This window comes from Pseudomonas sp. ADPe, from assembly GCF_014843515.1.
Lineage (GTDB): Bacteria > Pseudomonadota > Gammaproteobacteria > Pseudomonadales > Pseudomonadaceae > Pseudomonas > Pseudomonas citronellolis.
On sequence record NZ_CP062122.1, the window covers coordinates 3,358,504 to 3,381,853 of the forward strand.

The following is a 23,350-nucleotide window of genomic DNA, read 5'->3' on the forward strand; positions in this document are numbered from 1 at the left end:
AAAGGCCAGGACGTGGCCCTGAACGGCCCGGCCTATGCCGGGGGCAGCGCCAGCGTGCAGGCCAGCGGTGCGCTGAGCAATGCGCAGAGCCTGGCGGCGGGCTCGACCCTCGAACTGAAGGCCAACCAGCTCAGCAACAGCGGCGTGATCGAGGCCGGCGTCAATGCCGACAACAGCCGCAACGCCCGCGGCGACGTGGCGATCGATGCGCAGAACCTGCGCAACAGCGGCAGCCTGATCGCCACGCGCCAGTTGCAGGCCCGCGCCGCCGTGCTCGACAACCGCAACGGCCAGATCGGCGGCCAGCACATCCATATCAGCGGCGGCGCCCTGGACAACCGACTCGGCCTGTTCGCCGCCGAGCAGAGCCTGCGCCTGGACCTGGCCAGCCTGGACAACAGCGACCAGGGCACCCTCACCAGCCGCGGCACCCTGCACGCCAACCTCGCCGGCAAGCTGGACAACAGCGCCGACGGCCTCATCCACAGCGCCGGCAACCTCACGCTGGCGGCGCAGCACATCGACGCCAGCCGGGGCGAAATCTCCACCCAGGCCGATGCCGACATCCGCACCCGGCAACTGAGCCTGCGCGGCGGGCGCCTGCTGGGCAACGGCGCGCTCGGCCTCGACCTGCAGGGCGGCGACCTGGACAACAGCCAGGGCGGGCTGCTCAGCGCCGGCACCCTGCGCTTCAAGCAACTGGGCGCGGTGGATAACCGTGGCGGCGAAATCTCCAGCCAGCAGAGCTTCGCCCTCGGCGCCCGGCTGCTGGACAACCGCGACAGCGGCCGCATCATCAGCGCCGGCCGGCTCGACCTGCAGGCCGACCGGCTGCTCAACGCCGGCCTGGGCCTGCTGTCCGGCTGGCAGGGGCTGAGCGTCGGCGGCGGCAGCCTGGACAACAGCCAGGGCGGCACCCTCTCCAGCAAGGCCGGCGCGCTCGCCGTCAGCCTCGCCGGCGCACTGAACAACGCCAGCCAGGGCGCCCTGGTCAGCCAGGGGGACCAGCGGATCAGCGCGGCCAGCCTGGACAACCGCGGCGGCATCGTCTCCGCCGAGGGCAACGTCGAACTCGCCATCGCCGACACCCTCGACAACCGCGACGCCGGCCTGATCGATGCCCAGCGCCGGCTCGACTTCAGCCACGCCGCCACCCGGCTGCTCAACCAGGACGGGCAGATCAGCGCCGGCAGCCTGCTGCTCAAGGGCCACAGCCTGGACAACAGCGGCGGCCAACTGCTCAGCCAGGGGGCCCTGGAGGCGGCGCTGAGCGGCGCGCTCATCAACGCCAACAACGCCCGCCTGAGCAGCGGCGCCGGCCTGCTGCTCAAGGCCGCCAGCCTGGACAACCGTGGCGGCCAGCTGTCCAGCCAGTCCACCCTTGAGCTGATCCTCGGCCAGGGCGACCTGGACAACCGCGACCGCGGCACCCTGGCCAGCCAGGGCGCGTTGCGCATCGAGGCGCTCGGCGGCCGCCTGCTCAACGGTAACGACGGCCTCGTCCACAGCGGCGACAGCCTCAGCCTGCGCGCCGCCGGCCTCGACAACCAGCAGGGGCAGGTTTCCAGCCAGGGCGATGCCAGCCTCGCCCTGAGCGGTGCGCTGAACAATGCCCGGGGCCGCATCCAGAGCGACGGCGGCAAGCTCGACCTGGGCGCCGCGAGCATCGACAACAGCGGCGGCATCCTCAATGCCGCCCAGGGCCTGCTCCGGATCGTCACCGGCTACTTCGGCAACGACGCCGGCGTGGCCCAGGGCGTGGACCTGGACGCCCGGGCCAGCGGAGGCATCGGCAACCGCCAGGGGCATCTCGCCGCCACCGCCGGCCAGGCCAGGGTCGACACCGGCGGCGCAGCCCTGGATAACCGCGACGGTGGTCTCTACGCGGGCAACCAACTGACCCTCGCCGGCGGCGACTTCCTCAACGGCAACGGCAAGGTCGGCGCGAAAGGCATCGACTTCAGCCTGCGGGGCGCCCTGAACAACGACGGCGGCCTGATCGAAGCCGGCGACTGGCTGAGCCTCGACGCCGCCAGCCTGAGCAACGCCCAGGGCCGCCTGCGCGCCCTGGGCCAGAGCGGCAGCACGCGGATCGTCACCCGCGGCCTGCTGGACAATCGCCAGGGCACCCTGGAAACCGCCGCCGACACCCTGCAACTGAGCGGCGGTGCCCTGCACAACGCCGGCGGCACCGTGTTGCACGCCGGCAACGGCCAGTTCCTCGTCGACCTGGGGCAACTCGGCCAGGCCGGCGGCCACTTCATCACCCAGGCCGCGCTGGACATCGACGCGCCGGACTGGACCCTGAACAGCAGCCTGCAGGCCCGCCAGCTCAGCCTCAACGTCGACCGCCTGCAGCTCGGCAGCGACGGCCAGCTGCTGGCCGTGCAGGGCCTTGACGGCAGCGGCGGCCACTGGCGCAACGACGGGCTGATCGCCAGCGATGCCGGCCTGAGCCTGAACCTGAGCGGCACCTACGGTGGCGCCGGGCGCCTCACCAGCCTGGGCGACCTGAGCCTTGGGGCGAGGCAGGTCGAACTCGGCGCCGTCGCCAGCATCGCCGGCGGCAGCGCGGCCAGCGTCACCGCCAACGGCCTGAGCAACCACGGCCGCATCAGCTCCGCCGGCGACCTCGGCGTGCGCGTCGCCGGCCTCGACAACTTCGGCAGCCTCGGCAGCGCCGCCGGGCTGCGCGTGGAGGCCGGCAACCTGCTCAACCAGGGCGGGCTGCTGTTCAGCGGCGGCGACATGGCGCTGCGGGTCGGCACCCTCAGCAACCGCGCCGGCGACCTCTACAGCCTCGGCAACCTGCACATCGCCGCCAACGACCAGAACGGCTGGGCGGCCAAGGTCGAGAACGTCTCCGGCAGCATCGAAAGCGCCGGCGCCCTGACCCTGCTGGCGCAGGACTTCGACAACCGCCGTGGCGACGACTTCCGCATCGGCCAGCGCATCGTCGCCGGCAACATCCGCATGTATGCCGACGACGTGTGCGACGGCAAGGGCTGCGAATTCCGCTTCCAGTCCTGGGAGCGCTACGAGGACGTCATCACCCAGGACTCGCCCCAGGCGACGATCACTGCCGGCGGCGACTTCGTCTTCCGCGGCGGCGCCTTCGCCAACCTCTACAGCAGCATCGCCTCGGGCGGCGACATCGACATCCAGGCCGCCCGCTTCCGCAACCAGGGCGCGGCCGGCGGCGTGGAGCGGCACCTGGACGGGGCCTTCTACACCCGCACCGACGCCTACTACTGGACGTTCCGCAGCAACCAGGCGCTCTACAACCGCTACAACGACCCCAACTCGCCGGACTACGACCCCGGCGCCCTGAGCCGCCAGCAGGTGCTGGAGTCCGGCGGCTACCCGGAACACAACTTCCACAACCTCATGATCTCCGAGGTGCAGGTGTCCGGCGCCCCGGCGGCCAGCGCGGTGATCCAGGCCGCGGGCAACGTCAGCATCATCGCCAGCGAGCAATTCGACAACAGCGTGGTGCGCCGCGACGCCGGCGCCCAGAGCATCGACCCGCGCGACGTGAGCACGGCCACCGGCGCCGCCACCGGCCAGTTCGCCATCACCTCGCAGCTGCCGCCGGACCTGGCGCAGCAGCAGGTCAACCCACTGGAGCTTCCCGGCTTCAGCCTGCCCAGCGGCGGTAACGGCCTGTTCCGCCTTAGCGGCGAGGACGGCAGCGCCGGCGCCGGGAACGGGCCCGATCTCGCCGGCCTCGGCCAGGGGCTTTCCCGCGTCCAGGGCGTGCCGGGCAACGCCGCGCCGGGCAACAGCCACAAGTACCTGATCGAGACCAATCCCGAGCTGACCCGCCTGAAGAGCTTCCTCAGCTCCGACTACCTGCTGGGCCTGCTCGGCTACGACCCGGACCAGGCGCAGAAGCGCCTGGGCGACGGCCTCTACGAGCAGCGCCTGATCCAGCAGGCGCTGGTGGCGCGCACCGGCCAGCGCTTCATCGACGGCATGGCCAGCGACGAGGCGCTGTTCAAGTACCTGATGGACAACGCCATCGCCTACAAGGACCGCCTCAACCTGACGGTGGGTGTGGGTCTAACCGCCGAACAGGTGGCGGCGCTGACCCACGACATCGTCTGGCTGGAAGAGGCCGTGGTGAACGGCGAAAAGGTACTGGTGCCGGTGCTCTACCTGGCCCAGGCCGACAACCGCCTGGCGCCCAACGGCGCGCTGATCCAGGGCCAGAACCTGAGCCTGATCAGCGGCGGCGCCCTGAACAACGCCGGTACCCTGCGCGCCAGCGGCGACCTTAGCGCCAGCGCGGCGAACATCGGCAACAGCGGCCTGATCGAAGCGGGCAAGCGCCTTGACCTGCTGGCCACCGAGAGCATCCGCAACACCGCCGGGGGCATCCTCGCGGGGCGCGACGTCAGCCTCACCGCGCTGACCGGCGACGTGATCAACGACCGCAGCCTCACCACCCTCGACTTGAGCGCCGGCAACGACCGCATCCACAAGGAAATCGCCAACGCCGCCGCCCGCATCGAAGCCAGCGGCAACCTGGCGATCAACGCCGGGCGCGACCTGCGCCTGGAGGCTGCCGGGGAAACCGACAGCGCCGATTTCCAGAGCCGGCGCATGCAGGGCAGCCTCGCCAGCACCACTCAGCACGCCAGCGAAATCAGCGTCGGCGGCAACCTCGATGCCAGCGCCGGCCGCGACCTCAGTGTCATCGCCAGCCACATCGACGCCAAGGGCGACATCGCCCTGGGCGCCGGCCGCGACGTCACCCTCGCCTCGGCGGCGAACGAAGACCATAGCCAGACTAAGTACAAGGGCGGCGGCAAGAAGGTCGAGCAGCAGGACGACCAGGTGCGGCAGCAGGGCAGCAGCCTGAGCGCGGGCGGGGACGTGGTCGTCAGCGCGGGGCAGAACCTCACCCTGGTGGCCAGCCAGATCAGCGCGGGCAACGAAGCCTACCTGGTGGCCGGCGACAAACTGGAACTGCTGGCGGACTACGACAGCGACTACTCCCTGTACAGCGAGGAGAAAAAGAGCGGCTTCGGCAGCAAGAAGACCCAGCGCGACGAAGTCACCGACGTGAAGGCCGTGGGCAGCCAGATCAGCGCCGGCTCCGACATCACCCTGCTCAGCGGCGGCGACCAGAAATACCAGGGCGCGAAGCTCGAAAGCGGCAACGACATCACCCTCCTCAGCGGCGGCAGCGTGACCTTCGAAGCGGTCAAGGACCTGCACCAGGAAAGCCATGAGAAGAGCAAGGGCAACCTGGCCTGGCAGTCCGCCAAGGGCAAGGGCCAGACCGACGAAACCCTGCGCCAGAGCCAGCTGATCGCCCAGGGCGAACTGGCGATCAAGGCCGTGGAAGGCCTGAAGATCGACATCAAGCACATCGACCAGCAGAGCGTCGGGCAGACCATCGACGCCATGGTGCAGGCCGATCCGAATCTGGCTTGGTTGAAGGAGGCCGAACAGCGCGGGGACGTGGACTGGAACCGCGTCAAGGAGGTGCACGACTCCTTCAGCTACAGCAACTCGGGCATTGGTACTGGAGCTGCAATTGCCATTGCCATCATCGTTGCTGCTGCAACTTACGGCGCTGCGACCGGCGCAATGGGTTCGGCCGCAGGAGCTGGGGCCGGTTCTGGAACTACGATGGCGGCTGCAGGTAGTGCCGCCATGGTTGAGGCTGGTGCTGCAGTTGGCACTGCTGCCGCAGGTTGGGGGAACGCCATGGCAGCGACTGCTATTTCTTCTGTCGCTGGAACTGGGGCTGCCAGTTTTGTTGGGAACAAGGGCGATCTGGGGCAAACACTCAAGGACATCACCAGTGAGGACAGCCTGAAAGGTTTTGCCGCTGCGGCACTCATCGCAGGATTCGGCGCTGGCTATACGGAGGGCTGGGGTAGGGAGTTGACTGCCGAGGGGAACTACAAACTGATCAGCTATGGAGATCGGATCAAGGCTTATGCTGCCAATACTGCACTAAAAGGCATCCTTAATGGGAGCGACAAGGATACGTGGCTGAGTATTGCTGCTACAGGGGCGCTGATGGAGTTATACCAATATTCGGTTGGACGAGCTCCGGACGTTAGGCCAGGCGTGGACAGGGAGAATCCAAAATTTGAATCTTTAGATGGTGGCTTTGTGCCGCAGGTGTACTTTGATGGTGGGATGCGAGAAGGTAAAAATATAGGATTGAATTGGCCGACACTTGAAGCTTGCAGTGCGGTTTACTCAGTGTGTCATGGAACCTTTGTTAGTGACTCTTTAAATTCTGTCCCCGGCTTTAACGCTTTTGCGACATTACATGATGGATGGATGATAAATCTTGAGGCGATGAAAGGGGCGGATATGTCTATTTTAGAAAATATTGGAAGTATGCCGCCGGCTATTATTGTTAATTATGGGGCTATTTACTATAAATATAAGGAGTTGGTTGAGTTGGCTAGGAGGGGAGATGAGAAGTAAATTTTGGATTTTGTTTTTTTTCTTTTTCATTCTTGGGTGTTCTACTCGCTCCATGTGGGTTGATGGGATGAATGGAATGGTGGGAGAGTCTTATTACAGGCACTATAACTATTTTTGGTCTCCTTCGAATAAGAATAAGAGTTTCGATAGAGTTGAGGTTGAGGGGGGAGGGAGAAGATACTATATAACTTGGCATGGAGAGTGTAAGTACTCCATTTATGTGGAGAGGGATGGTTTAATAAGGTCATGGAGATATGAAACTAATAATATGGAGTCTTGCTATGTTCCGATGTATTGATCTTGCTTGTCCGGGAACATGTAATTGAGTAATGGTTAGCAATTCTGAGAGTGCTGTTCAAGAAGTAACTGGGTTGTCAACTATTTGTGGTTTGCTGTTCTGTTTGTGCGGATGTGGTCCGTCAAACTATTACTGGGCTGAGGGGATGGATAGATTTGTTGGGTAGAGAGTTGATTCTGGGTTAGGTCGGTGCTTGGATGGTTGTACTGGCTCTTTTGGGTCGCCAGCAAATCACAATAGACAGTTTAGTGAGATCGTCTCTGAAGAGGAGGGGTGAGCAGTATTATTTTGATTAATAGGCTCGGCGGCGGAGTTAAGATAAGCTTATTATTCATGCTTTCGATGTTTATGTTTGTCTTGAGCGGGCTGGTGGCGAACACTGCTCTCGATGGGGCGATAAGGATAGCCTTGCAATGTATTTTTCTGTCTAATGTATTTGCTTATTTATATGATATGACAATGTATGGTCCTCATCTGTACATGAGATTCTCCGGCGATGCAGGCTCCGATCAGATCGGACGATTTGTGTTCATGTTGGTTTGTATGTTTTTGGGTGTGGTTTGTGCCATTTATTAATGGTTTTGAGATGAGTATTACCCTTCTGGAATTGAGGGCGAAAGGGGACGGATTTATTTCTCCTGCTCTAAAGCTGACTGGTTATGTAGGGTTGGAGTGTAGTAGGTGATTTTCTGTTTTTTCGATTTTCTCACCTAGGTCTTATCAATAGGTGGGCTTAGGATAACGGGTGTAAATTTTCTATCTCTGGTTCTTGAGGAGAGATCCTTGGATGAGATTTTTGAGACTTTTGAAGAAGTATAGATTAGCTGTACTTGCTCTGTTGGTTTTGGGCGGTATCGGAAATTCTTTAAGGTTTATTGGTGAATGGAATAGCTTTGGGGTGGTCGTAACTGGTCAGGCTTTTTTTGGCTGGGGGTTTTACTGCTATTTAGCAGATAGAGTTATTTATCTGGCGCCTGGAGGGGCAATCGAAAAGGATCATCCAAAGGAAGTTAGGTTTCTGGTGGGGGTGTTCGCCCTTGGTGTGTACTTATTAATGTTTGCGTTTAATGGCTATGACAGGGATTGGTGGTAAGTGCCGGGAAGGGTGTTTATTATTATTTTATAGTGTTGATTGATGAGGTGAAAAGGGGCGGATTTATTTTTCTACTCTAAAGCTAGTTGGCTGGGTAGGATTGGAGTGCAGGAAATAAATATTTCCCATTTTTATTGTAGGTATTATGGGGCTTGGGATGAAAAAGCTAAAAATGAAAGAAATGTATTTAAATGAAGTTTCTGGCGTTTATGTATAAGTATAGAATCGTTGCTGTTGCTGCTATGGCGGGGTGCAGCGGATTGAACTCGTTAAGATTTATAGGTGAGTGGAGTAGTTTCTGGAGTGTTGTTGCTACTCAGTGCCTATTTGGTCGAGGGTTTTACTGTTATATCGCAGGTAAGCCTATTTATTATGGTCCTCAAGGAATGATTGAGGTTGACCATCCAAGATCCATAAGGTTTTTGGCTGGAATTGGTGCGTTATCTATTTATCTATTGATGTTCGCATTTAATGGCTACGGCAGTGAGTGGTGGTAAGTGTAAGGGAGAATGTTAATTTCTGCTTTATAAGGCTGGCGGGTTGATTTTGGTATGTTAAATGAGCTGTCCTTGCTTGAGATTTTAGTAAGTTTTTAGGTGTGGTTGTGACGGGGCTTGGGGATTTGGTGTCGGGTGGGTGAGAACTATATAAATGGCTTGGCTTGATTTTCTTTATAAGTATAGGCTGGTTATTCTTTTTCTTATGCTGGCAAGTAGTGGGGTGAATTCTCTGAGGTTTATCGGGGAATGGAAAAATTTTTGGGCTGTTATCACGGTTCAGGCGTTTTGGGGTCAGGGGTTTTATTGTTACATTGCGGTCAGGACTATTCGTTTGGCCCCAGGTGGTATCAAGAAATACTATCCGGGAGCGGTTAGGTTATTAGTTGGTGTGGGGGCGCTTTTTATGTATTTATTGATGTTTGCGTTTAATGGCTATGACAGGGGTTTGTGGTAAGTGCCGGGAAGGGTGTTTGTTATTTTTTTGTGGTGTTGGTTGATGAGGCGAGAAGGGGCGGATTTATTTTTCCTGTTCTAAAGCCGACTGCCTGGGCAGGATTGGAGTGCAGGAGAAAACCCTCCTTCGTTAGAGTCCGATCGAGTCTTTCAGATGGCCTTCCAGGCGGCATTCAGGGTAAAGTTTTTGGCCTTTTGCCATCACTGCCGAGTCGATCTTTCGACGCGCCGGCATTGGCAAGGGCAGGCACTGCCGTTGCCTCTGGAAGAAAGGGCGGCGGCTACAACCATATGGAAAGGGAGAAGTCGTTGTGAGAATGCTCAAACTGCTTGCGCTGGCCAGCATCGCGCTTATCTATGGCTGCGCCTCGGCGCCGTCGATGGAGAAAATGCAGGCGGAAGTTGCCGGGTACGAGTTGCCCAAGGCTGCCACTGCCGACCAGGGGCTGGTCTATGTGGTGCGGCCGAGTAACGCCGGTGGCCTGGTGCGCTTCAACGTGTTCCTGGATGACCGCGAAGACGCCTCGGAGATGGGCTACAACCGTGGCAATCAGTACATCTATTTCTACGTCGAGCCAGGCAAGCACACCATCAGTTCCAAGGCGGAAAACTGGGCGGACCTGTCTTTCGAGGTGCGGGCCGGCGAAGTGGTGTTCATCAAGCAGGAAGTGGAAGTCGGGATGCTGATGGCGCGCAACAGCCTGGTGCTGCTTGGCGATACCGAGGGCCGTTACCTGGTCAAGGATGCGAGCTTGGGTAGCGTGGCCAAGGAACGTAAATGACCAGCAGGGAGCAGAGAGGCGGATTCAGCTTTCTGCTCTAGATCCGAAACTGCGCGGGTCGCGGAGCGAAGCGTCATCCGGCAACGGCGGATAACGCTTCGCGTTATGCGCCCTACGGTCGGGTGCGTTGCTCGGCGGCGGCGTACAGCCGCTCGGCATCGGCCGCCAGGTATTCCAGCGCGCTGAAGGTGCCGTCCAGCACTTCCTCGGTGGGCGCGCCCAGGTCCGGCGCGCCGGCCAGCAGGCGCAGCAGGTTGATCAGGGCCGCCTGGCGGGATTGCGCGGCGTCGTAGAGCTCCGAATCGAATGGGTTTCCGCTTCCTGACGCCAATCAGGGAGGGCGGACCGTACAGGTTGGCGTACCGGGACAAGGGAACCGGCGCATCCGAAGATGCCCCGCACGGCCCGCCCATAACGCGGGTGCAGCCATGCCAGGCGCCAAGCATCAGGGGGCTGCTCTGGGGCCGTCAATCGGCGGCGGCGAGAAAGAGGGGGAGAAGTCGTATCGGCTGTGGATACATGCCTCGAAAACGGGACGCTTTACTGCCTTTGTCGATCTTTCCGAGCCCGACTCTCTCGCCCAGCCGATACTTCCGGCGCCTGCCGTTCCTTTTGCTTTGTCTGTGGCTGGCGGCCTGGCGCTGGCGTCATATCCTGTGGAATCAGGGTGCCTGCGCCGCGTGGGGCGATATACTCGGAGCCTTGCGCGCCGCTGGATGGGTGCGTTTCCCTTCAAGGATGTGAATGCATGCAATGGATCTTCATGCTGATCGGCCTGGTGCTGGGCGCCGCCTGGGACGAGTCGATCGCCGATGGCCTGGCGGGCGCCGGGCTGGGGCTGCTGTTCGGCCAGGCGCTGGCGCTGCATGGCCTGCAGCGGCAGAACGCGGCGCTGCGCCGGCAGCTGGAGCAGTTCGCCGAGCGGTTCGAGGCGGGTACCGAGGCGTTGTACCAGCGCCTGCTGCGCCTGGAGCAGGGCGGGGCTGCGGCGCCTGTGCCGCCCGCCGAGCCGGCGGAGCCCGTCGTTGCGCCGGAAGCCGTCGCCGCGCCTGGGCCGGAGCTGGAATGGGAGATCGAGCTGCCCGAAGCGCCGGCTGCGGCCAGCGCTGCGCCTGACTGGTCGTTGCAGCCCCAGGAGCCGCCGCCAGCCCCGATCCCGCCCGCCGTCGAAGTCCCCGTGGCGCGCGAAGCCTCGGCCTGGGAGGCCGAACCGGCTGTACCGTCCGGCCCGTCCTGGTTCGACCGTGCCTTCGGTGCCGCGCGCGACTGGCTGTTCGGCGGCAATACCGTGCTGCGCGTCGGCGTGCTGCTGCTGTTCCTCGGCCTGGCCTTCCTGCTGCGTTACGCCTCCGAGCGCGTGGTCGTTCCCGTCGAGCTGCGCTACATGGGCGTGGCCGCCGCCGCCATCGCCCTGCTGGCCCTGGGCTGGTGGCTGCGGCACAAGCGCGCGACCTATGGCCTGCTGCTGCAGGGCACCGGCATCGCGGTGCTGTATCTGACGGTGTTCGCCGCCATGCGCCTGCATCCGCTGCTGACGCCGGGCCAGGCCCTTGGCCTGCTGGTGGCGGTGACGGTGTTCTCCGCCGTGCTGGCGGTGCTGCAGGACGCCCTCGGCCTTGCCGCCGCGGCGGCCCTGGGCGGTTTCGCCGCGCCCATCCTGACTTCCACCGGCGCCGGCAACCACGTCGCCCTGTTCAGCTACTTCGCCCTGCTCAACGCCGGCATCTTTGCCATCGCCTGGTTCCGCGCCTGGCGCCTGCTCAACCTGATCGGCTTCTTCGGCACCTTCGGCATCGGTTTCGCCTGGGGGCTGCGCTCCTACACGCCGGAGCTGTTCGCCAGCACCGAGCCCTTCCTGCTGCTGTTCTTCCTGATGTACGTGGCCATCGGCCTGCTCTTCGCCCGCCGCCGCCTGCGCGAGGCCGCAGGCCTGGAGGAGGGCGCCGGGCGCGACGAGACGCTGCGCTGGTCGCTGCGGCAGACCGACTACGTCGACGGCACCGTGCTGTTCGGCGCGCCGCTGATCGGCTTCGGCCTGCAATACGCGCTGATCCGCCATCTGGAGTTCGGCCCGGCGTTCAGCGCGCTGGCGCTGGGGCTGTTCTACATGGGCCTGGCGCGCCTGCTGGCCGGGCGCACCGCCGGCCGCGCCCTGCTGCTGGTGGAAGCCTGCCTGGCGCTGGGCGTGGTGTTCGGCAGCCTGGCCATCCCGCTGGGCCTGGACGCGCGCTGGACCTCGGCGGCCTGGGCCGTGGAGGGCGCCGGCATTTACTGGCTGGGCTTGCGCCAGGGGCGGCGGCTGGCGCGGATGTTCGCGCTGCTGTTGCAGGTGGGCGCGGCCATCGCCTTCCTGATGGGCTTGCAGCCGGGTGTGGATAAGCTGCTGGACGGCGCGCCGCTGGGGGCGTTGATGCTCGGCGTGGCGCTGCTGTTCAGCTACTGGCAGCTGCGCCGCCACGGCGACGCCGGCCTCTGGCCCTGGGAACCGCGCTGCCAGCCGCTGCTGGCGGCCTGCGGCCTGGCCTTCCTCTATCTGATCGCGCCGCTGTGCTTTGCCGTGCCGGGCACCGCCATGGCTTGGGCCCTGGCCGGCCTGGCCACGGTATTCGCCGCGCTGCGCCTGGGCTCGCGGACCTTCCTGTTCTGCGCCTTCGCCGTGCAGTTGCTCGGCGGCGCGCTGTTCCTCGCCGACCTGCGGGCGGCCGACGGCGGCGCCGGGGTGCTCGGCAGCGGCTGGACCGGCCTGTTCGGCGCCAGCCTGATCGGCCTGGCGCTGATCGCCGGGATGATCCTCGCCGCGCGCGACCCGCTGGTGCGCGACGACCGCCGGCTGATGCTCGGCCTCAGCGCGGTGCTGCTGGCCGGCCTGGCCTTCGTCAACCTGGCGGTATTGTTCGTCCTGCCCTGGCGCAGCGCCGCGGCGGTATGGGCCGGCAGCGGCCTGCTGATCCTCTGGCTGAGCCTGGCGTTGCAGCAGCGCGCGAGCTTCGTGTTCGGCCTGCTGCTGCAGGTGCTGGGTGGCGCGGCGCTGTTGTTCGGCGGCTCGTCATTGTTCGCCGGGCTCTCCGGCGAAGGCCTGACGCCGCTGGCCCACAGCGGCTTCTGGTGCCCGGCGGTGCTGGCCCTGGCGGCGCTGGTCGGCGCCTGGCGCCTGCACCGGGCGGGGCAGGGCGGGCAGGCGCTGCAACTGGGCGCGCTGACCCTGGAGCGGCTGTCGCAGTTGCTGCTGGCTTGGGGCGCGGGCTGGTGGGCGCTGACCGCGTTGTGCGAGATCGCCCGCTTCGTCCCGGCGCCGCGGCGCGAGCACGCCGCCCTGCTGGTGGCGGCCGTCAGCGTGGTGCTCTGGGCCTTCGTCGCCCGCCGCGAGCAGTGGCGGGCCCTGGCGCTCGCTTGCCTGGCCCTGGCGCCGGCGGGCGTGCTGGCGCTGGCCAGTGCCTGGCAGCCGGAATACCAGGCGCTGGGCGAGCTCGGCTGGCTGGGCTGGGGCGCGCTGTTCGTGGTGCACTTCTGGTCGCTCAAACGCCTGGAGCCGGTGCTGCCGGCGCTGCCCCTGCGCGGCGCCCACGTGCTCGGCTGCTGGCTGTTGCTCGCGGTGCTGGCGCTGCAGCTGCGCTACCTGTTCCTCGCCCTGGCCGAGCATTACAACGCCTGGCGCTGGCTGGGCTGGGCGCTGGTGCCGAGCCTCTACCTGATCCTCATGGGCGCACGGCGCACGCTGCCCTGGCCGGTGGCGGCCTTCCCCCGCGAATACCGCGCCCTGGCCGCGGCGCCGGTGGCGCTGGCGCTGCTCGGCTGGTTCTGGCTGGTCAACCTGGTCAGCGACGGCGCGGCGCAACCGTTGCCCTACCTGCCGCTGCTCAACCCGCTGGAGCTGGGCATGCTGATCGTGCTGGCGGCGGTCTTCCAGTGGAGCCGCGAGGGCCTGCCGCAACTGGGCCTTGCCGGCGAACAGGTGCGCCTGCCGGCCCAGGCGCTCGGCGCCTCGCTGTTCGCCCTGCTGACCCTGGCCGTGTGCCGCACCGCGCACCACTGGGGCGGTGTGCCCTTCGCCCTGGAGCCGCTGCGCGAGTCGATGCTGGTGCAGGCCGGGTTGTCCATCGTCTGGACGCTGATCGCCCTGGGCCTGATGGTCGGCGGCCACCTGCGCGGCCGGCGCGACCTGTGGATGGTCGGCGCGGCGCTGATCGGCGTGGTGGTGGTCAAGCTGTTCTTCGTCGAGCTGGGCAACAGCGGCAGCCTGGAGCGCATCGTTTCCTTCATCGGCGTCGGCGTGCTGCTGCTGGTCGTCGGCTATTTCGCCCCGCTGCCGCCGCACCGGGTGGCAGGGCAACAGGAGCAACCCCCCGCATGAAGCTGGCTTCCCTCATCCTCTGCCTGGCCGCCGGGCTGGCCCAGGCCGCGGAAACCCCCGCCGACTACCCGCAGCAGGTACCCCTGCGCCTGCAGGGCGAAGGCCCCTGGTACCGCCTGCAGGTGCCGATGAGCGTGCAACTGGCTGCTGCCCATGCGGACCTGCGCGACCTGCGGGTGTTCGACAAGGAGGGCGAGGCGTTGCCCTACGCGCTGAGCGCGGCTGCGGCGCAGGGCAGCAGCACCGCCCATGAAACCGCGGCCCGGCTGTTCCCGCTGTACGGCGCCGAGGCCGACCCCGGCCGCCAGGCCGGCCTGCGCATCCAGCGCAGCACCACCGGCACCCTGGTGGAAGTGCTGCCCGACGCGGCGCCCGCGCCAACGGGCGAGCGGCGCAGCGGCTGGCTGCTGGATACCGGTGACGCCGACTTCCCCTTCGAGCGCCTGGCCCTGGACTGGAGCAGCGAGGCCGAGGGCTTCCAGCACTTCCGCATCGAGGCCAGCGACGACCTGCAGCACTGGCGCAACTGGGGCGACGGCCAGCTCGCCCGCCTGAGCTTCAACGGCGAGCGCATGGACGTCAGCGAGGTGACCCTGCCCGGGCAGAAGGCGCGCTACCTGCGCCTGTCGTGGCCGGCCGGCAACGCGGCGGTGACTCTCAAGGGCGCGCGCCTGCTGGGCCGCACCGACCAGGCCGCGAGCACGCCGCTGGTGTGGTCCGAGCCCATCGCCGGGCGCCGCGAGGCGGACGGCAGCTACCGCTGGGACCTGCCCCAGGCGCTGCCGCTGGAGCGGGTGCGCTTCGAGCTGGGCACTGCGGCGCAGCACCTGATGGCGCCGGTGGCGCTGTCCGTGCGCAAGGCAACCGGGCAGGGCAGCCGGGACGACTGGTACCCGCTGGCCCGCGGGGTGCTCTACGACCTGCCGGTGGACGGCCGCCAGGTGCGCCAGGACGAACTGCTGCTGGCCGGCCAGCCAGTGCGCCAGCTGCGCCTGGTCACCGACGCGCGCGGCACCGGCCTGGGCGACACGGCGCCCGACCTGCGGGTGGCCATGCGCGCCCGCGAGCTGGTGTTCCTGGTGCGCGGCAGCGCGCCTTACCAACTGGCCCTGGGCAAGCGCGACGCCACCTCCGCCAGCCTGCCGCTGAGCGTGCTGATCCCCGGCTACCAGCCGGACAAGCCGGCCCAGGTCGGCCAGGTCAGCCTGGACGGGGCCTTGCAGGCCGCTCCGGCGGAAGCCGCCAGCGCCGGCGACGGCAATTGGAAGCGCATCGGCCTGTGGGCCGTATTGCTGGGCGGGGTGCTGCTGCTGGGCGGCATGGCCTTCAGCCTGCTGCGCGGGCAGCGCGCCGGCCAATGAGCAAATACCGGGAAATGGAGAAATTACGCCAGCTTATGTAGGGAAATGCGTCAAGAACGCTACTCTGCGCGATTGTTCTGATACTGTTAACGGCGTTGCACTCTACCTATAAGAACAAGCATGGAGTCAGCCGCATGATCAAACAGGTGCTTTCACCCCTGGCCGCCGCTTGCCTGCTCGGCATCGCCGGTCAGGCCCTGGCGTCACCCTCCCCGTATTCGACCCTGGTGGTGTTCGGCGACAGCCTCAGCGACGCCGGCCAGTTCCCCGACGCCGACGGCCCCGCCGGCGCCTCCACCCGCTTCACCAATCGCGTGGGCCCGACCTATCTGGACGGCAGCGGCGAGGTCTTCGGGCCTACCGCGGCGATGATCCTCGGCGGCAAGCTGGGCGTCGCCGCCGGCGACCTCGGCCCTTCGACCTCGCTGGGGAACGCCGCCGAAGGCCTGCCGGACGGCAACAACTGGGCAGTGGGCGGCTACCGCACCGACCAGATCTACGACTCCATCACCGCCGCCGGCGGCTCGGTGGTCAGCGCCAACGGCCAGACGCGCACCCGTGACGGCTACCTGGTCGGCCGCCTCGCCGATCCCAACGCGCTCTACTACCTCACCGGCGGCGGCAACGACTTCCTGCAGTTCCGCATCACCGACGACCCCTCCGCCCGCGCCGCCGCCGGGCGCCTGGTGGACAGCGCCCAGGCCCTGAGCCAGGCCGGCGCCCGCTACATCATGGTCTGGCTGCTGCCCGACCTGGGCCTCACCCCGGCCACCAACGGCACCGTCCTGCAGAGCTTCGGCACCCAGCTCAGCGGCATCTTCAACGAAGAGCTGGTCAGCCAGTTGGCCAGCAGCGGCGCCAACGTGATCCCGCTGAACATCCCGCTGATGCTCCAGGAAGTGCTGGCCGACCCCGGCGCCTATGGCCTGGCCACCGGACAGAACCTGGTGGGCACCTGCTTCAGTGGCAACAGCTGCCCGGAAAACCCGGCCTACGGCCGCCACGGCAGCAGCCCCGACCCGACCAAGCTGATCTTCAACGATGGCGTGCACCCGACCATCGCCGGCCAGACGCTGATCGCCGACTACGCCTACTCGGTGCTGTCCGCGCCCTGGGAGGCCACCCTGCTGCCGGAAATGGCCCACGGCACCCTGCGCGCCTACCAGGACGAGCTGCGCAGCCAGTGGCTGGCCGACTGGGAGAACTGGCAGGGCGTCGGCCAATGGCGCGGTTTCCTCACCGGCGGCGGCCAGCACCTGGACTACGACGACCAGGACAGCGCCGCCAGCGGCGACGGCTTCGGCTACAACCTGACCCTGGGCGGCTCGCTGCGCCTGGACGACGCCTGGCGCGCCGGCATCGCCGCCGGTTTCTACCGGCAGAAACTGGAGGCCGGCGCCGAGGATTCCGACTACAAGCTCAACAGCTACCTGGGCAGCCTCTTCGTGCAGTACCAGCAGGATCGCTGGTGGGGCGATGCCGCGGTGACCGGCGGCTACCTCGACTACGACGAGGCCAACCGCAAGTTCGCCATCGGCCCGCGCACCGTCGAGGAGAAGGGCGACACCAACGGCAACCTGCTCGCCTTCAGCGGCCGGATCGGCTACGACATCGCCCAGGGCGGCGAGGCCTGGCACCTGTCGCCCTTCGTCAGCGCCGACTGGGCGCGGGTGAAGGTGGACGGCTACGACGAGGGCAACGCTTCCACCTCGCTGTCGTTCGACGAGCAGAAGCGCTATTCCCGCCGTCTCGGCGCGGGCCTGCAGGGCAAGTACGCGCTCAGCGAGCAGACCCAGCTGTTCGGCGAAGTCGCGGTGGAGCGTGAATACGCCGACGACACCCAGAACATCGGGATGGCCTTCACCAGCCTGCCGGCCAACGGCTTCACCCTGCAGGGCTACACCCCGCAGAGCCACCTGCAGCGCGCGACCCTGGGCTTCGCCCGGAAGCTGACCCCGGAACTCTCGCTGCGTGGCGGCTACAGCGCGCACCGCAGCGACGACGACCTGCAGCAGGGCGTGAGCCTGGCGCTGAGCCTGGACTTCTAGGCCGGGCACGCCAGCAAGCCGCCGCGACTGACGGCCGCAGCGACGAGGGAACCGACCACCGGCGGCGCGCTCCAACCTCAGGACGGACGCGCCGTACGGGAGGCGGCGTGGCCGATTCCACGCTAGAATGCGCGCAGTTTTTTTCCTACCTCTCCCCCGGAGCCCTTCCATGTCCCGCGTTACCCTCAGCCGCTACCTCATCGAGCAGACCCGCAGCCACAACACCCCGGCCGACCTGCGCTTCCTCATCGAGGTGGTGGCGCGTGCGTGCAAGGAAATCAGCCATGCCGTGTCCAAGGGCGCCCTGGGCGGCGTGCTGGGCAGCATGGGCACCGAGAACGTGCAGGGCGAGGTGCAGAAGAAGCTGGACGTGATGTCCAACGAAATCCTCCTGGAAGCCAACGAGTGGGGCGGCCACCTGGCCGGCATGGCCTCCGAGGAAATGGACAACGCCTACCAGATCCCCGGCAAGTACCCCAAGGGCGCCTACCTGCTGGTGTTCGACCCGCTGGACGGCTCCAGCAACATCGACGTCAACGTCTCGGTCGGCACCATCTTCTCGGTGCTGCGCTGCCCCGAGCAGCACCTGAGCCAGAACGACAGCCTCAACGAGCAGGCCTTCCTCCAGCCGGGCACCAAGCAGGTCGCCGCCGGCTACGCCATCTACGGCCCGCAGACCATGCTGATGCTGACCCTCGGTGACGGCGTCAAGGGCTTCACCCTGGACCGTGAGCTGGGCAGCTTCGTGCTCACCCACGACAACATCCGCGTGCCGGAAAGCACTGCCGAGTTCGCCATCAACATGTCCAACCAGCGCCACTGGGAAGCCCCGGTGCAGCGCTACGTCAGCGAACTGCTGGCCGGCAAGGAAGGCCCGCTGGGCAAGAACTACAACATGCGCTGGATCGCCTCCATGGTGGCCGACGTGCACCGCATCCTGACCCGCGGCGGCATCTTCATGTACCCGCGCGATGCCCGTGAGCCGGAGAAGCCCGGCAAGCTGCGGCTGATGTACGAGGCCAACCCGATGTCCTTCATCATCGAGCAGGCCGGCGGCGCCGCCACCAACGGCACCCAGCGCATCCTCGACATCCAGCCGGATTCGCTGCACCAGCGCGTGGCCGTATTCCTCGGTTCGAAGGAAGAGGTCGAGCGCGTCACCGGCTACCACCAGGCCTGATGAGCGCGGTACCCGCCTGGCAGGCGCTGCTCGACTGGTGGTTCGGCGACGCCCTGCGCGCCAGCGACGTCGCCGCCCAGCGCAACGGCCTGTGGTTCGGCAAGAGCGCCTGCGAGGACACGGCTTCGGACAACCGCTTCGGCGGCCTGGTGCGCCAGGCCCTGGACGGCGGGCTGGCCGACTGGGCCGGCTCGGCCCAGGGCTGGCTGGCGCTGATCCTGCTGCTGGACCAGTTGCCGCGGATGGTCTTCCGCGACACGCCGCGCGCCTACGACGGCGACGCCCGCGCCCAGGCGCTGGTGCGCCGCGGTCTTGCGGCCGGGCTGGATCGCCAGTTGCAGCCCATCGAGCGGGTCTTCGTCTACCTGGTGCTGGAGCACGCCGAGGACCTGGCGCAGCAGGAGCAGGCGGTGAAGCATTTCGCCGAACTGCACGAGCAGGCCGCCGAGGACGACAAGGCGCTGTTCGCCGATTTCCTCGACTACGCCGAGCGCCACCGCGCAGTGGTCGCGCGCTTCGGCCGCTTCCCCCATCGCAACGCCATCCTTGGCCGCGAGTCCAGCGCCGAGGAAGTCGCCTTCCTCAAGGAACCCGGCTCGCGTTTCTGACTCCAAGGGTGCGTTTCGCGTGGCCTGTGCCACGCTTGTCCAATGGACCATCCGACAATGGAGTTGCCCATGTCCTTCCGCCGTATCGCCCTGATCGCCGTCTGCATCGCCATGGCCGCCTGCAGCAAGCTCAACCAGGAAAACTATTCCAAGCTCAAGGCCGGCATGGACAAGGCCGAGGTGGAGGCCCTGCTCGGCAAGCCGACCGAGTGCTCCGGCGCGCTGGGCGTGTCCAGCTGCACCTGGGGTGACGACAAGACCTTCATCAGCGTGCAGTACGCCGGCGACAAGGTGCTGATGTTCTCCGGCCAGGGCCTGAAGTGAGATGAACGCCGCGCTGCGGGTGCTCGCCGCCGTCGCGCTGGCCGGCATCGGCGGCTGCGCCGGGCACGCCGAGGAGCGGCCGCAAACGATGCAGGTCGACCCGCAGCGCTACGCCGGCACCTGGTACGAGCTGGCGCGCAAGCCGATGTTCTTCCAGCGCGCCTGCCTGCAGTCCGAGGCCCACTACAGCGTGCGCGCCGACGGCAGCATCGGCCTGCGCAACCGCTGCCGCACCGCCGACGGCAGCTGGAAGCAGGTGACCGGCACAGCCACCCCGCAGACGCCGGGCAGCACCGATGCCTTCTGGGTGCGTTTCGATAACTGGGCGTCGCGGCTGCTCCCCGGCGTGGTGCGCGGCGACTACCAGGTGCTCTACGTCGACGAGGACTACCAGACCGCACTGGTCGGCAACCGCGACCGCGACCACCTGTGGCTGCTGGCGCGGCAGACCAGCCTGCCGGAGGCGACGTTGCGTCGTTTGTTGGCCGAGGCCAATCGCAAGGGGTATGACACGAGCGATCTGATTTGGCGGAGCAAGGATAGTGCGATCGCGGGGAATTGAGGGACGGTGCCTGCCGGTAACGCAGGCGCGCTACTTCACCTCCGCTCCCTCTCCCTAACCCTCTCCCTGAAGGGAGAGGGGACCGTTGGGCAGGGCTGGGTGTTTTAGAGTCAGCCGGCGACGCCGGAGGTGTCCGGCTGAAACCCTTCCATCTCTCGGCACGGACTAGCCCCCTCTCCCTTCAGGGAGAGGGCTGGGGAGAGGGAAAAGGGGTTGCCCCGGAGATGAATCTGCCGGCAAACACCATCCGCAATCAACGAAAGCCAGGCGTAGGGCGAATAACGCTCCGCGTTATCCGCCGTTTGACCTCGGCCCCAGGCCGCTCGGTGTCAAGCACGGAGCCGCCCTACGCCAACAACTCCCGCAACACCCCCGCAAACTCCCCGGCGCTCTGCTCTTCCAGCGCATGCCGGCGCTCCCGCACCACCCACTGCCCGTTGACCATCACATCGCGCACCTGGCGGTCGCCGCCGGCGAACAGCCAGCGGTTGAGCAGTGTCTCGGGCTTGGCCGTAGCCAGGTAGGGATCGTTGCCGTCGAGCACCAGCAGGTCGGCGCGGCGGCCCGCCGCCAGTTCGCCCACCGGTTGGCCCAGGGCTTGGGCACCACCTTGGAGAGCCGCTTCGTAGAGCGTCTGGCCGATGTTGGGCTGGTCGCTGCGGTACAGGCGGTTGCGCTTCTGGTCGCGCAGGCGCTGGCCGTACTCCAGCCAGCGCAGTTCCTCCACCACGCTCAGCGACACGTGGCTGTCCGAGCCGATGCCCAGGCGCCCGCCGCGGGCCAGGTAGTCCACCGCCGGGAAGATGCCGTCGCCGAGGTTGGCCTCGGTGGTCAGGCACAGGCCGGCCACCGCGCCGCTGGCGGCCATGGCGGCGACTTCGTCGGGCTCGGCGTGGGTGGCGTGGACCAGGCACCAGCGCTCGTCCACCTCGATGTTGTCGTACAGCCACTGCAGCGGCCGGCGCTGGCTCCAGGCCAGGCAGTCGTCGACTTCCTTCTGCTGCTCGGCGATGTGGATGTGGATCGGCCCTTCGCTGCTGTCGGACTCCAGCACCTCGGTGATCTGCTGCGGCGTCACCGCGCGCAGCGAGTGGAAGCACAGGCCGACGCGCTGCGCCGGCTGCGCCGCCAGGCGCGGCTGCAGGCCATGGATCAGCTCCAGGTAGGCGTCGGTGCCGTTGATGAAGCGGCGCTGGCCCTCGCTGGGCGGCTGGCCGCCGAAGCCGGAATGGCTGTAGAGCACCGGCAGCAGCGTCAGGCCGATGCCGGCCTCGCGCGCGGCCTGGCTGACGCGCAGCGCCAGCTCGGCCGGCTCGGCGTAACGCTGCCCGTCCAGGTCGTGGTGCACGTAGTGGAATTCGGCGACGCCGGTGTAGCCGGCCTTGAGCATCTCGATGTACAGCTGGCGGGCGATGACCTGCAGCTGCTCCGGGGTGATGCGGCCGACCAGGCGGTACATCAGCTCGCGCCAGGTCCAGAAGCTGTCGTTGGGGTTGCCGGCCACCTCGGCCAGGCCCGCCATGGCGCGCTGGAAGGCGTGCGAGTGCAGGTTGGGCATGCCCGGCAGCACCGGCCCGCGCAGGCGCTCGGCGCCCTCGGCGCTGGCGTTGGCCTCGACCCGCGCCAGCAGGCCGTCGGCGGCAACCTCGAAACGGACATCGCGGGCCCAGCCGCTGGGGAGCAGGGCGTGTTCGGCGAACAGGGCAGGCATGCTGGGGTCCTCGCAGGGCTCTTCGAATTTGTATATACATATACAGACGTTTAGGATGGCCGTAAACTAGGTGACGCGCCCGGCGGTCGCCGCGGGACTTGTATGCACCGGTCGATTCCGGTACATGCCGGAGGACAAGAGCGCATCGCGCCGCTGCCTTCCCGCCACTGCCCACCGTCGCCCCGACAAGGAGTACCCCCGTGCCCGCATCGTCCCCGCCCACCCCGCCCGCGGAGGGCTCTTCGCTGGCCTCGCAGATGGGCGAGCTGCCCGCCCCGCTGTACGCGCGGGTGAAGCAGATGATCGTCCAGCAGATCCAGTCCGGCGCCTGGCCGCCGCACCACCGGGTGCCCTCGGAGAGCGAGCTGGTCAGCGAGCTGGGCGTCAGCCGCATGACCATCAACCGTGCCCTGCGCGAGCTGACCAACGACGGCCTGCTGGTGCGCATGCAGGGCGTCGGCACCTTCGTCGCCGAGCCCAAGGGCCAGTCGGCGTTGTTCCAGGTGCAGAACATAGCCGAGGAAATCCAGGCCCGCGGCCATCGCCACCATTGCGTGGTGGTGCGCCTGGAAGAGGAGAAGGCCAGCGCCGAGCGCGCCCTGACGCTGGACGTGCGTGAAGGCCAGCGGGTGTTCCATTCGCTGATCGTGCACTTCGAGAACGACGTGCCGGTGCAGATCGAGGACCGCTACGTCAACGCCGCCGTGGCGCCGGACTACCTCAAGCAGGACTTCACCGGGCAGACGCCCTTCGCCTACCTCACCCAGGTGGCGCCGCTCAGCGAGGGCGAGCACGTGGTCGAGGCGGTGCTGCCCGATGCCGAGGAATGCAGGCTGCTGAACATCGACCGCCACGAGCCCTGCCTGATGATCCGCCGGCGCACCTGGTCGGGGCGCAACACCGTGACCAGCGCGCGCCTGCTCTACCCGGGCTCGCGCTACCGCCTGGAAGGACGCTTCTCCTCATGAACCACCGCCTGCTGCGGGCCGCCGACTACCCGGTGATGCCCTGGAAGAACGGCGCGGGCAGCACCCGCGAAATCCTCCGCGACGCCGGCGACGGCCTGGAGGGCTTCGGCTGGCGCCTGTCCATCGCCGACGTCGGCGTACCGGGGCCGTTCTCTGCCTTCAGCGGTTACCAGCGGGTGATCACCGTGCTGGAAGGCGAGGGCATGCGCCTGACCGTCGACGGCGAGCCGTCCCGCGAGCTGCGCGCCCTGGACGCCTTCGCCTTCGATGGCGCCAGCGCGGTGGACTGCGAGCTGCTCGGCGGCGCCATCCGCGACTTCAACCTGATCTATGCGCCCGCGCGCTACCGCGCACGCCTGCAGTGGCTGCGGGTGGGCGGTGAGGCGCACTTCTTCAGCAGCGCTTCGACTGTGCTGCTGTTCAGTGCGGGCGAGGGGGTTCACGTCAGCCAGGATGGCGGGGCCGCTGCTGTGCTGGGGCTGCATGACACGCTGCTTGCCGAGGGCGAGGAGCGGTTGCGGGAATGGCGGCTGAGCGTGGCGGGAAGTGCCGACATCTGCGTGATCGAACTCGAATCACGCTGAGGGAAAAGACTGCCGGGGGAGCCCTTTTTCGTTAGTGGGAGAAGCGCCTTGCAGGTGCTTTCGCGGGCATG

At 66.3% G+C, this 23,350-nt stretch carries 15 protein-coding genes and 1 pseudogene; 14 read left to right on the forward strand and 2 right to left on the reverse strand.

Going from position 1 to position 23,350, the window contains the following annotated elements; all coding sequences use genetic code 11:
- Nucleotides 1–168: 168 nt before the first annotated feature.
- The 5 genes and pseudogenes from IG194_RS15275 to IG194_RS15295 all read left to right on the forward strand — a co-directional run.
- Nucleotides 169–6,456: pseudogene (locus IG194_RS15275) on the forward strand (hemagglutinin repeat-containing protein); the annotation flags it as partial.
- Nucleotides 6,457–7,541: 1,085 nt separating this feature from the next.
- Nucleotides 7,542–7,847 (forward strand): hypothetical protein, encoded by a 306-nt coding sequence (locus IG194_RS15280; protein ID WP_134163358.1) that lies wholly within the window; start codon nt 7,542–7,544, stop codon nt 7,845–7,847.
- Nucleotides 7,848–8,038: 191 nt separating this feature from the next.
- A complete protein-coding gene (locus IG194_RS15285; protein ID WP_141679875.1) occupies nt 8,039–8,344 on the forward strand; it encodes a hypothetical protein in 306 nt (101 codons plus the stop codon).
- A gap of 154 nt (nt 8,345–8,498) precedes the next feature.
- Nucleotides 8,499–8,801 (forward strand): hypothetical protein, encoded by a 303-nt coding sequence (locus tag IG194_RS15290; protein ID WP_134163360.1) that lies wholly within the window; start codon nt 8,499–8,501, stop codon nt 8,799–8,801.
- A 388-nt stretch (nt 8,802–9,189) separates the two neighbouring features.
- On the forward strand, nt 9,190–9,582 hold the full coding sequence (locus IG194_RS15295) for a DUF2846 domain-containing protein (RefSeq protein WP_176707201.1): 393 nt from the start codon (nt 9,190–9,192) through the stop codon (nt 9,580–9,582).
- A 112-nt stretch (nt 9,583–9,694) separates the two neighbouring features.
- On the opposite strand, the gene IG194_RS15300 is transcribed toward IG194_RS15295, so the two are convergent.
- Nucleotides 9,695–9,913 (reverse strand): hypothetical protein, encoded by a 219-nt coding sequence (locus IG194_RS15300; RefSeq protein ID WP_058488122.1) that lies wholly within the window; start codon nt 9,911–9,913, stop codon nt 9,695–9,697.
- Between the two features lie 417 nt (nt 9,914–10,330).
- Between IG194_RS15300 and IG194_RS15305 the strand changes: the two genes are divergently transcribed.
- The 7 genes from IG194_RS15305 (at nt 10,331) to IG194_RS15335 (ending at nt 20,016) form a co-directional block, all read left to right on the forward strand.
- On the forward strand, nt 10,331–13,933 hold the full coding sequence (locus IG194_RS15305) for a DUF2339 domain-containing protein (protein WP_064987684.1): 3,603 nt from the start codon (nt 10,331–10,333) through the stop codon (nt 13,931–13,933).
- Nucleotides 13,930–15,294, forward strand: coding sequence for a DUF3999 domain-containing protein (locus IG194_RS15310; RefSeq protein WP_058488124.1), 1,365 nt, complete (start codon nt 13,930–13,932; stop codon nt 15,292–15,294). The genes IG194_RS15305 and IG194_RS15310 overlap by 4 nt, the downstream gene beginning before the upstream one ends.
- Before the next feature lie 134 nt (nt 15,295–15,428).
- Nucleotides 15,429–17,342: an esterase EstP gene (estP, locus tag IG194_RS15315; RefSeq protein WP_058488125.1), complete on the forward strand. Its 1,914-nt coding sequence runs from the start codon at nt 15,429–15,431 to the stop codon at nt 17,340–17,342.
- Between the two features lie 169 nt (nt 17,343–17,511).
- Nucleotides 17,512–18,522: a class 1 fructose-bisphosphatase gene (locus tag IG194_RS15320; RefSeq protein ID WP_043268378.1), complete on the forward strand. Its 1,011-nt coding sequence runs from the start codon at nt 17,512–17,514 to the stop codon at nt 18,520–18,522.
- Entirely contained in the window at nt 18,522–19,130 is a 609-nt protein-coding gene (locus IG194_RS15325; RefSeq protein ID WP_058488126.1) for a DUF924 family protein, read from the forward strand. The genes IG194_RS15320 and IG194_RS15325 overlap by 1 nt, the downstream gene beginning before the upstream one ends.
- Nucleotides 19,131–19,199: 69 nt before the next feature.
- Nucleotides 19,200–19,454 (forward strand): outer membrane protein assembly factor BamE, encoded by a 255-nt coding sequence (gene bamE, locus IG194_RS15330; protein ID WP_009613753.1) that lies wholly within the window; start codon nt 19,200–19,202, stop codon nt 19,452–19,454.
- Between the two features lies 1 nt (nt 19,455).
- On the forward strand, nt 19,456–20,016 hold the full coding sequence (locus IG194_RS15335) for a lipocalin family protein (protein WP_043317924.1): 561 nt from the start codon (nt 19,456–19,458) through the stop codon (nt 20,014–20,016).
- A 346-nt stretch (nt 20,017–20,362) separates the two neighbouring features.
- On the opposite strand, the gene IG194_RS15340 is transcribed toward IG194_RS15335, so the two are convergent.
- Nucleotides 20,363–21,727, reverse strand: a complete 1,365-nt coding sequence (locus IG194_RS15340) for a formimidoylglutamate deiminase (RefSeq protein WP_064987683.1) — start codon at nt 21,725–21,727, stop codon at nt 20,363–20,365.
- 257 nt (nt 21,728–21,984) lie between these two features.
- Here IG194_RS15340 and hutC point away from each other — a divergent pair, with 257 nt between their 5' ends.
- Together hutC and IG194_RS15350 are read left to right on the forward strand one after the other, a co-directional pair.
- A complete protein-coding gene (hutC, locus tag IG194_RS15345; RefSeq protein WP_051878704.1) occupies nt 21,985–22,695 on the forward strand; it encodes a histidine utilization repressor in 711 nt (236 codons plus the stop codon).
- Nucleotides 22,692–23,279 (forward strand): HutD family protein, encoded by a 588-nt coding sequence (locus tag IG194_RS15350; protein WP_058488128.1) that lies wholly within the window; start codon nt 22,692–22,694, stop codon nt 23,277–23,279. Before hutC ends, IG194_RS15350 begins: the two co-directional genes overlap by 4 nt.
- Nucleotides 23,280–23,350: the final 71 nt, after the last annotated feature.